At 64.8% G+C, this 948-nt stretch carries 1 protein-coding gene; it reads left to right on the forward strand.

The window, feature by feature from the left end:
* Positions 1–948, forward strand: a 948-nt coding sequence (locus AC3WQR_RS31555; protein ID WP_492745982.1) for a hypothetical protein, incomplete at both ends; no start/stop codon positions are given.

Raw genomic sequence — 948 nt, forward strand, 5'->3', positions numbered from 1 at the left:
GCTCAGGCCTGTGGAGAGGCTGGAGATGCCGCTGGTGGCGGTGCTCAGGCCGGTCGAGAGGCTGCTCACATTGCTGTTCGTCGTGCTCAAGCCGGTGGACAGGCTGCCCACATTGCTGTTCGTGGTGCTCAGGCCGGTGGACAGGCTGGAGATGCCGCTGGTGGCGGTGCTCAGGCCGGTCGACAGGCTGTCGATTCCGCTCGCCGCGGTGCTCAGGCCAGACGACGTAGACGTCGAGAGGCTGCTCACGTTGCTGTTCGTCGTGCTCAAGCCGGTGGACAGGCTGGAGATGCCACTGGTCGCCGTGCTCAGGCCGGTCGACAGACTGGAGATGCCGCTCGACGTCGAAGTCGACAAGCTGCCCACGGTGCTGTTCGTGGTGCTCAAGCCAGTGGACAGGCTCGAGATGCCGCTGGTCGCTGTACTCAGGCCGGTCGAGAGGCTGTCGATGCCGCTCGTGGCCGTGCTCAGGCCGGACGACGTAGACGTCGAGAGGCTGCTCACGTTGCTGTTCGTGGTGCTCAGGCCCGTGGACAGGCTGGAGATACCGCTCGTAGCCGTGCTGAGACCCGACGACGTCGACGTCGACAAGCTGCTGACATTGCTATTGGTGGTGCTCAGGCCCGTAGACAAGCTGGAGATGCCACTGGTCGCCGTGCTCAGGCCGGTCGAGAGGCTGTCAATGCCGCTCGTTGCCGTGCTCAGGCCCGACGACGTGGACGTCGACAGGCTGCTGACGTTGCTGTTCGTGGTGCTCAGGCCAGTAGACAGACTCGAGATGCCACTGGTCGCTGTGCTCAATCCGGTCGAGAGGCTGTCGATGCCGCTCGTCGCCGTGCTCAGGCCTGACGAGGTCGAGGTCGAGAGGCTGCTCACGTTGCTGTTCGTGGTGCTCAGGCCCGTGGACAGGCTGGAGATACCGCTCGTAGCCGTGCTGAGACCCGACGA

Source organism: Variovorax sp. FW305-3-2-15-B-LB1 (genome assembly GCF_058787635.1).